8 protein-coding genes and 2 pseudogenes are annotated in these 8916 nt (G+C 56.5%); 2 read left to right on the plus strand and 8 right to left on the minus strand.

The annotated features are described in order from the left end of the window. Positions 1 to 190: 190 nt before the first annotated feature. Positions 191 to 458: pseudogene (locus tag NKJ94_RS25885) on the plus strand (DNA -binding domain-containing protein). Positions 459 to 733: 275 nt separating this feature from the next. Here NKJ94_RS25885 and NKJ94_RS25890 read toward each other — a convergent pair. The 7 genes from NKJ94_RS25890 to NKJ94_RS25920 all read right to left on the minus strand — a co-directional run bounded on the left by NKJ94_RS25890 (position 734) and on the right by NKJ94_RS25920 (position 6282). After that, the gene (locus NKJ94_RS25890) at positions 734 to 1327 is read right to left on the minus strand and encodes a hypothetical protein (protein WP_352529057.1); all 594 of its coding nucleotides are present in this window, start codon (positions 1325 to 1327) and stop codon (positions 734 to 736) included. After that, complete coding sequence (locus NKJ94_RS25895) at positions 1324 to 2004, minus strand: methyltransferase (RefSeq protein WP_352529059.1); 681 nt, start codon at positions 2002 to 2004, stop codon at positions 1324 to 1326. The genes NKJ94_RS25890 and NKJ94_RS25895 overlap by 4 nt, the downstream gene beginning before the upstream one ends. Further along, positions 2001 to 2831 (minus strand): nucleoside-diphosphate kinase, encoded by an 831-nt coding sequence (locus NKJ94_RS25900; protein ID WP_352529061.1) that lies wholly within the window; start codon positions 2829 to 2831, stop codon positions 2001 to 2003. The genes NKJ94_RS25895 and NKJ94_RS25900 overlap by 4 nt, the downstream gene beginning before the upstream one ends. Next, on the minus strand, positions 2828 to 3583 hold the full coding sequence (locus NKJ94_RS25905) for an amino acid kinase family protein (protein WP_352529063.1): 756 nt from the start codon (positions 3581 to 3583) through the stop codon (positions 2828 to 2830). The genes NKJ94_RS25900 and NKJ94_RS25905 overlap by 4 nt, the downstream gene beginning before the upstream one ends. Before the next feature lie 36 nt (positions 3584 to 3619). After that, positions 3620 to 4888: a DegT/DnrJ/EryC1/StrS family aminotransferase gene (locus NKJ94_RS25910; protein ID WP_352529065.1), complete on the minus strand. Its 1269-nt coding sequence runs from the start codon at positions 4886 to 4888 to the stop codon at positions 3620 to 3622. Between the two features lie 465 nt (positions 4889 to 5353). Next, positions 5354 to 5953 carry a transposase gene (locus NKJ94_RS25915; RefSeq protein ID WP_352529067.1) on the minus strand — a complete coding sequence of 200 codons (600 nt, stop codon included), beginning with the start codon at positions 5951 to 5953 and terminating at the stop codon, positions 5354 to 5356. Further along, positions 5902 to 6282, minus strand: coding sequence for a hypothetical protein (locus tag NKJ94_RS25920; protein ID WP_352529069.1), 381 nt, complete (start codon positions 6280 to 6282; stop codon positions 5902 to 5904). Before NKJ94_RS25920 ends, NKJ94_RS25915 begins: the two co-directional genes overlap by 52 nt. A gap of 521 nt (positions 6283 to 6803) precedes the next feature. On the opposite strand from NKJ94_RS25920, the gene NKJ94_RS25925 reads away from it, so the two are divergent. After that, positions 6804 to 7661: a sulfotransferase domain-containing protein gene (locus NKJ94_RS25925; RefSeq protein WP_352529071.1), complete on the plus strand. Its 858-nt coding sequence runs from the start codon at positions 6804 to 6806 to the stop codon at positions 7659 to 7661. A gap of 533 nt (positions 7662 to 8194) precedes the next feature. Here NKJ94_RS25925 and NKJ94_RS25930 read toward each other — a convergent pair. Then, positions 8195 to 8535: pseudogene (locus NKJ94_RS25930) on the minus strand (IS630 transposase-related protein); the annotation flags it as partial. Positions 8536 to 8916 lie beyond the last annotated feature (381 nt).

Below are 8916 nucleotides of genomic sequence, written 5' to 3' on the forward strand. Positions count from 1 at the left end.
TGGTATTGAGCCTTTTGCGATTCCTTTCTAACCTGGGCCTGATTTGCCCCGCAGATGCGCACATCGCCTCGAGCGGGGGCTTGCGGACCTTAATCGGGACCTCGTCTTGGAGACGATGTTTCCTCTCCGCTTAGCCCGCGTGTCGAAGGAAATTCTCGACTTCCGATTCTTACTTCCGGAGCCCGATGTGATGGTGAAATACCCAGACGTTGAACCAGGCCTTAAAGAGGAAGTCCCTTGGTCCGACAGCCTGACCACCTACGATAGGGAGCACTTCAGGACCTATCTAAGGTTTGTCGATGCATCTGCCGACAACGCCAGCTATGAGGAGATGGCTCAGAATCCTCGGCATCGATCCGGTGGAAGAACCGGAGCGCGCGCGGAAAGCCGCGCGAAGCAATCTCGAGAGAGCGAACTGGATGGCGACCGCAGGTTACAGGGAATTGTTCGCCGACTGAGCCGAACAGGCGGCAACACCCTGCTCTTGTCAACGGCAGATATGATCACGCGTAAGGGGAAGAGGCGACGCAAAAGGGAGCGCCCCAATCTGGCGAAGCCGGAAGCTTGCGGAAAGCCGGAAAGCCAATGAATGGTTCGGTGAGCGACATGATGGATGAAGGTTCCGCTATCGGATCAAGCCGTGGACGAAGTTCTCTCGTCCGTCAGGAGTTCTGTCAGAGCGGCCGAGCAGACCTCATGTGCCGACCTTTAGGTTCACATGTATAGTCTTAGTCTAGTCTATGAAAGATCGTTCCGTGACTGGCCAAATGTGGTCAGATATCCATCTGTGCGGGCAAGAAGATTGGATTTGACCCGTGTCCTGCGAGCCCTGGACTAGCGCGGAAATCATAGCAACCAATTTGTCCCGGCTGATTTCGGGAGCCATTAAGGCGGAATGATCCAGGAGTGCAAGCAGATCATCCCGATGCTTCGAATGATAGTCCTCCAAGTACATCTCAATCTTTCGCGCGATGACGTCCGCGAAGCTCGCCCGTGTCCCAAGAAGCGGATCATCAACTAACGCCGTTGGTCGTTCCTCTTCGAGAACCCAATTCAGCGCCAAGGTCCCGTTCGACCTCAAAAACACGATCTCCAACTCCGCGCCGGCAGGTCGCTGTGAAGCGATGGAGAACCCGGCGTACGCCAGAGCCCTTGTATCCTTGTCCACAGCTTCCGTAAATGCGTCCAAATTGACATGATGAATGTCAACATCACTCGGCACACGATGGATGAATTGCGAAAGGACGCTGCTGCCGGCCACCCAACTATCTTTGCACCGATTGGGCGAAATAGCGACAAATCCAGTGTGCATCAGGTCGGAAATCATATCCTTATATCCTTCTTGGATATTGAGAACAGCCTGTAAACTACCTTCACGTGGGGATAGGTTCCGGACCGCAGCATCACAGTTGTGAGATCATTCGAAGCCGCAATGTGTTCAAGGAGATCGTCACGGGCATTAGTCCCGAATCCTAGAACGATACGACCTGTTTTTGTAAGGAAATTTGGGCCTTCCGACAAAAAGCGCTTGAGCAAATTATACCCTGGATCAATCGCGCCACATTCGATGTCATCCACATACTTGTAGTCTTCTGCAGCGAAGTTCGACGGGTAATTCCAAAATACAATGTCGAATCTCCTGCGACGGGGGATGTTTGTGAATAAATCGCTTTCGATAGCTTCCACGTTCTTGATGCCGTTTCTTTTCGCATTCTCCAATGTGTTCGCGACCGCCCTCTGGTTGATGTCGCAAGCTACTAACGACCGCGCACCACTTTTTGCCAACAGAAGGCCGGGAAGACCGAAGCCGCAGCCGATTTCCAATATGGTCTTCCCGGCGAATGGGGGGAAATTCTCGCTGATCCAACGCCAACCCTCGAAACTCTCAGGAGGAAAAACCCCTTCCAGTACGATCAGATCAAGCCCGAATTCCTGCAAATGGCGCGGAAAGTTGCCTTGTTGGCTTGTCCGAAGCATTGTCCTGATACTATCGAGTTCGCTCATATGTGCTCCCCCAGATGGATACGGTAGTCGTCGCTACCTGATTCCGGCTCGACGGCATCGACGGTTCGCTTCAGCAGGGAATGCCAAAGAGGCATTGAAAACAGACCGGCCTCAAGAACGAGGCGATCCCAAGATGAGCGGACAGACGCATGCTGAACAATACCTTCTAGACCGGCTCGATCCCCCTGAAGGTACCGGTGGACGGCCGTTGTCAGGCCCCTCTTTGATGCGAGTAGGAGTGCTTTGCCGTAACTTGATCTCGCGTGAGCAAAGGCGCTACCATCACCCCCATTGTCCGGCATCGGCACAGATCCCCTGTCGCCAAGAACGTGTAACAACATCTGGAAAGATGAATGGGCGATTTGGCCGGTATCGAGGGAATTCCAAGCGGCTACTTCGTTGCCCAAGAATTGGCGCCGAAGTATTGTCAGCTCGGCCTGCATTACTTCTGGACTGTCGCTCACATGGAGGAGGTTGGTCACGGGATTGTCGCAAAAAAAGAGACTACGTACGGTGCCGCTTCTAGCATGGGCCGGCTGTGTATTACCCTTTAGTCCTTGCGATAGGTGCAGTGCATTAGGTCCGCTCCAGATTGTGGCGCAAACCGGACGCATGTCGAACAAGTCCAGCACCAATGGCCAATGGTTCCCGCCGGTGGAATGTGTCAGGGTATAAAACGCATCGATCGATCTACGATTGTGGATTGAAAAGAATCGCTCCGCGAGTTCCAAGCCGGTTCGCCTGCGAATAAACTCGTCGAGCAGCCACGTGATTCCGGAGCGAGCGACTTCTGGGCCATAAACTACTAGTGCCGTGGAGGGCATCATGCCGCCCCCCCCAGATCCTCGGTTCCGATATAGGCTTTCCTGCTTCCGACGGTGATATTGGTCGCTTTAACGCGCTTCCCTTCGAGCCAATCGGAGAGACGAGAAGAATGACGAGCGTTAATCACCACGCCGGGGAGGCGTTTCTGTGCCATGAACTGGACCGCGCACGCGTCAACCGACGTGTGGCCGAGAAGGACAAGATCTTGAGCAGCGATCTGCTCTATAAGTGCAGCGGGATCTTCGGTTGCTCCACCACGATACACGCCATCAACATCTGTCAAAATCACCAGCCGTGGTGCTCCGGTGAGCCAAGCGACCCACGCGGCAACGGCGTCGGATGTAACATCCCAACTCCATTCCACTGGATCAGCTGCAAACAGCAAACGGGAAGGTAGCAGGACTGGAATCTTTCCGACTCTCGCGAGAGTTCGGCACTCACCTAGGCTGGCCGATGGAACAAGCTTGGAAGAGAAGGCGGCGTCCGCAAGCAAATACCCCGTTTGGTCCTGTGCTAGCGCACACGCATGATGCGCCGTAGACGACTCCAATGGCTTGGCCGCATCAATCATTTCAATTGCTTTGTCTGGGATGCCGCCGCCCGGAACAAGTAGTATTCGATGGCCGTCACCGGCGAGACGCTCAAGTTCAGCCAGTGCAAGCTTACACACCGCAAGATCACGCATGATGCTCCCGCCGAATTTCACAACAATTGAAAAGCCATATGGCAGAAAGCCCTTTATTAAGCTGTCCATCGTCTCGCCCTCCTGCCCTCTGGCCAAACACACGATCTAAGGGAATTTTGAGGTTAGATTTGGAAGCGCTGCCCAGACCTTTTGAAATGCGGCTGCGTACAATTTCATCACTTCTGCGCCGTTTGGCGGAGCGATCTCCGACACGCAAAACATAGTGTTCAGTAGCATCATCGTGTTTGGGAAATCGGTCCTTGACCATCTTTTGCTGACATCCGGGAGATAGTCAAAAACGGGCTTCGTTAGCCAAACCATGACCGGAACTCCCTCGGCTTGAAGGAGCTTAACGATGAAATCCCTGGCCGAAGGGCCAGCTAGAAAACCGAGCTTTTCCGGCTCAAGACGCAGCGGGAGACTAAGCATTGATTGTTGATCAACTGCTGGATCGAAAAGAGGCAGAAGCCCTGAGAGATGGCCAATTTCCTGCCAGAGGAACATTGCGTTGCTTCGCCTCTTTTTGAGCTGCCGGTCTAGGCGCTTGAGCCTGTGATTGGCTATAGCAGCAGAGAATACGTTGGGTCGGTAATTGTAGCCTTTCGAACTCGGGGAGAAAATTCTAGCTCCACATCGCGACGAGCTTGTCAGCGAAACCTTATCGACATGGTGAATCAGAGCAGGGTCCCTTGTCAGAACAAACCCAAGCTCACCCGCTCCGAGGTGTTTGGCCCCATTTCCTGAAAGAGCAAGTGCGTCGGTCTCTAAGTAAGATCCATTGACAATGTTTTTCGCAACGCCAATCGATTGACAAACATCGTCAATAATGGCCACGTCACTCGCTCGCGCAGCCAGCCTAAGATCCGGAACCAAAATGTTATTTCCGAACAGATGAGTTATGAGCACCACCGCGTCGCCGGGCTCGATGAGAGCGGCCGCCATCTTCTGATCAACTCCCGCAAGGTTTGGCTCTACATCGACAAACACCGGCTCGAGTCCGCTGATCGCGATGGGGCCGACGGCTCCTGGCCAGTTCAAAGCCGAGGTGACAGCTCGGCGGCCTCGATTCCGGTAGTAGTCGAGGGCCACGTGAATAGCGGCTGTGCCGCTTCCAACAGCGCGCACAGACCAGTTGCCCGACCACTCCGCTAGGCGCTTTTCGAGCTCAGTGACAATAGGGTGATTAACTCGATGATATTTGCCGCTTTTGACAACACTGGCGAGCGCCTTCAGATGCTTGCGTTTGGCGGCTGGCCAAGGGACAACTCGCCCGGCCGGCACTGTAGGAATCCCTCCGAAGAGGGCGAGAGAAGTGTCGTTCTGGTGAATGCGCGTTGCATTTGCTTCCGAGACTAAGCTTCCATGCTTGTTCATATAGTCCTCCAGACGCCAACCTCATCGTGGTGTCGGCCATCGGCCACTCGCGAATGCAGAGCCGAACCAACCCACCTTTCGATCGCTTTTACGCGTCCGAGCGGAGGCTCGGCCCACGGCGGAACGCTCAAGAGCTGAGAGTTCGCCCCTGAGAGGAAAACCGGGTGCCGTGACACCCTCGGCACGTTGAGTTCAGAAAGGCGGCTTCAAACTCGTGACCGGCGTTTGTGTGGTGAGAATTATCCTCACAAGGATCCGTATCAGATCTGACATGCTGTCTGCTTTCCTTCATTTCATCCGTTGCGTTTCGCACCACAGGAAGCTATTCGGCAGCTTCCCTTGCTTTGTACCCGGGCAGCTCAAAACTCGTGCCACCTTGACTGGCTCTGTCTCAAAGTTGGTACTCTCGGCGAAGTCAGCACTTTGGGCTCGACTGGTGGAGAGGGCCGTTGATTTTCTGGGTATTCAACCGACCCGAGGGGTATTGCCGCTCTCGTCCGGCGACCCCGTGAGGCCGGCGTAGCGCGCCACGGCGCGGCGGTCGCGCAGCTTGCGCGACAGCATCTCGTTGACCAGCATGTCGGCGGTCTCGACGCCGACGCCGATGATCCGCGCGAGCAGGCGAATCATCGCGTGCGGGCCGTTCGCCGCAGCCGGAGCCGCCGCCAGCCGGCGCAGGCGCTCCTGTTCGATGGCGCGGATCTGCGCACGCACGAGGTTGAGCCGCTCAAGGAAGCGGTAGAGCTCGGCGCGGGTGTTGTCCGGCAGCGGCGTTCCCTCCGCCGTTCGGATGCTCTCCAGCCTGTCCGCCGCCTGGCGCAGGCTCAGCCGGAAGCTGCGGACGCCGAAGCGGGCGAGGATCGCCTTGATGCGGTTGATGAGCCGCGTCTGCTCGCCGACCAGGGTCCCCCGCTCGCGGTTCGGCCGCCGCGCGTCCTCCTCTTCGAGTGTCGGGATTGCCGCCATGGAGCAATGGCGCTTCTCGCCACGCAGCCAGCCGAGAAAAGCGCGCATCAAAAGCTCGGTGTCGAGACGATCGGTCTTGGCGCGCTGGTGCTCGCGCACACCGGAACGCTTGAGGGATGGATGGCATAGGCCTCGATGCCGTGCGCCCGCAACCAGCGCGCCAGCCAGAAGCCGTCGCCGGCCGCCTCGTAGGCGACGGCGATCCGCTGGACCGTGTGCCCAGCCCGGCCGGCTTCGTCGCGCCAGCGCTGCAGTAGCTTCAACAGTGCTGGCGCGACGGCATCGATCTTCTTGAGGGGCTGGCGCTTGAGACCTGGAATAAGCGCGGCGACGAGCCACTTCGCCTTGCTCATTTCGATGACGGCGATGATCGTGTTATCCTGTTCAAGAGCGGTAAGGGAGCGGCTCGTGTCAAAAGATTGCGACATGGGACGCCTCCTTCTGATGGTGGTTGAAACAGCGAAGGATGCCACACCCTCGCCGCTCCCCCCATAGCATCTACTCGGCGGGCAAGATTCACCGATTGCTTGCTTTCTCCTGGAAAGAAGTTCACGGTCCGATCCAAGACAGAGGCAGGACAATGAAAAGCCGGCTAGATCCCTAGTGAACGCGGAAGTGTCGTCGGTAATTAGCTCATCGGCAGCTTTCGTAGGCGTCTTCGGGCGACTCTGAGTTTTGACATGACGTATGATTGTCTCTCAGCGACGATCGCCAAGCGGGGCGAGCCAACGGCGTGCCGATCTCCTTCGCTCTCAGTTATCGGAATACCAGCGCAGCGAGCTGGCCAGAATCGTCGCACATGGCCGACGCTCTCAATAATTCCGTCACTCATGGGCGGCGACAACAGGGCGCGACTGCCTGGGGCCAAGCTGGCAGTCTCCGAATGTATCCACAGTCCGCATTTGCTACCTTGATTGCTTAACACCTTGCAAAAGTGAGAAGATACGCAATGGTCCACCCGCTTCCAGAAGAGCTGCGCGTTATCGCGGGTCAAAATTTTCCGCTTTACCCCTGCTCAAATGAAGCTTGGTCAATTAAGCCGACGGGCGGCGCCACAAGCGCGCGGGTTATGATTTGTTCCATTCCGAAGGCGGGCACCCACCTATATGCCCGTCTGCTAACCATGCTCGGGCTTGAACAGTCCGATGTGTTCTTTAATAAAGAATATCTGGGAGACTTCCGCTTTGTGGATGTCGAGAGAGCTCGGTTCACTCATTCTGAAAACATCCTGTGGATACCGATCGAGATATCATCTCGCTTTATTCAGCCCGGTCAGTTTGGCTATGGGCATCTGCCGTGCGACATGGGCATTCGCCATTGTTTGGCGGATTTCAAAGTCATCTTCCTTTCGCGTGAAATGCGTGCGGCAATTGTGTCGCAGATGCGATATGTCGGGAACAGCGACTGGTGCCCGCCTGGGAGGGCTGAGATCAAGTGGCGCCATGAGCCGAACGGGCCCGAGAAAATGCTGAAGTACTTTGATGAGATTGCGCCTTTCATTTTCAACGAACGCTGTCACCCGTTGGTGCCGTGGGCAGATGAGGAGGATGTTCTTGGATTGACCTATGAGCAGATCATAGGTGACCAAGGGCACGAAGTTCAGCTCGAGACCATTCGCAAAATTGCTGAGTTTTGCGAGATCCAGTCACCGCAGAAGCCGGAGCTGATCTTGAACCAACTTATTGGAGAGCAGACCTTTACCTTCTCCGGCAGGCGAACTTCGTGGGAGGCTTGCTGGAGTCCGGAGATTGAGGCGCGGTTTACCGCGCTCGGTGGGTCAAGACTCAACGAGCGATTCGGATTTTGATCTGGAAATGGCCGACGAAAATGGAAACCCCTTTCCTTGGGAGAACCATGGTGGCCTGTTGCTGCTGGCCCGGCTAATTGATGATCTTTATCGACGATTGCCGGAACGATCACCGCGCACCTACGCTGCGGCTCGATCGCGTCGCTCACCCTTTACGAGCCTCGACTAAACGACGCGACTGCGCATACTCTCTGCGGCGTGGACCCGGATGGGCGGCGGGCATGGAAGCCTGGCTTGATAGCTCAGTGCCGCCGGTCGGCGCGAGCAACACAAGGACACGCACGAAAGGCTTTGGACCCTGGCTGGCTTAAGAATGTTGAGGCGTCGCATCACTCCAACAGGATTAATTGAAAGGCGTTCATCGGCGTCAGACGCCGACCGCAGTGCGACGGTTTTGGCTAGCCGGGATGAATTTAGGTTGGCGCATAGCCGGCCTCGATGAAGTAAGTTCTGCATTCGGTTGAAGTGCCGGTGCCGGGGATATGTCCAATGGCATCGCAGACGGCCTCGACCGTTCGCTTGGCAGCTGCGCCTTTGTGACTGAGCTTGTCGGCGTGGACGAACTCCCACACCGAGCGGTAATCGACCTTCAAGCCGCGCTCGCCAAATTCGGCCACCAGTCCACGCAGCGTAAAATCGGCGGCTCGGCAGCGCACCAGCAGCCAGTCCCGATGCGGGCCAGCAATCTTCTTCGGCCTGTGCCCACCCATTTTGCCCGGCGCAAGACTGTTCGTCTCGCGAACCGGCTCACCCATCTGACCACGGTGCTGATACCAACCTCATAGCGCGCCGAGGCTTGCCGTCGTGACAGCCCGTCCTGCTCAACCGATGCAACAACCCGTTCGCGAAGATCCATCGAGTAAGGTTTGCCCATCCATGCTGACCTCCTTGCCCAGCAAGAAGGTTGAATCAGATTTGCGCGTCTAAGGGAATCTCCCGCCGATTCAGCCTCAATTCATTTCGCTCTAGTCGCAGTGGTCGCCACCGGCTTTGGCATTTGGGCGAGGCATTTGCTAATGTCGGCCTCCTGGCCCACGTTAGGGAGCGGCTATAAGATCGCTTCGAGTTCATGTCGTTGCTGGTCGCGATCCCTGGTAAGCGCCACGCCGCTCCCCTCGTGCGGGGCATGAGGTGAATGTGCGAAGAATCCCTCCGATCGCGAGAGACGGAGGGCCTACGTGGGAGCAGACGGCAAAATGGACGTCGATTTGGACGTCCCAACAGCTGGCTACGCAGGCCGGCTCGAGGTTCTGGA

Source organism: Mesorhizobium sp. M0060 (assembly GCF_040323155.1).
Classification (GTDB): domain Bacteria; phylum Pseudomonadota; class Alphaproteobacteria; order Rhizobiales; family Rhizobiaceae; genus Mesorhizobium.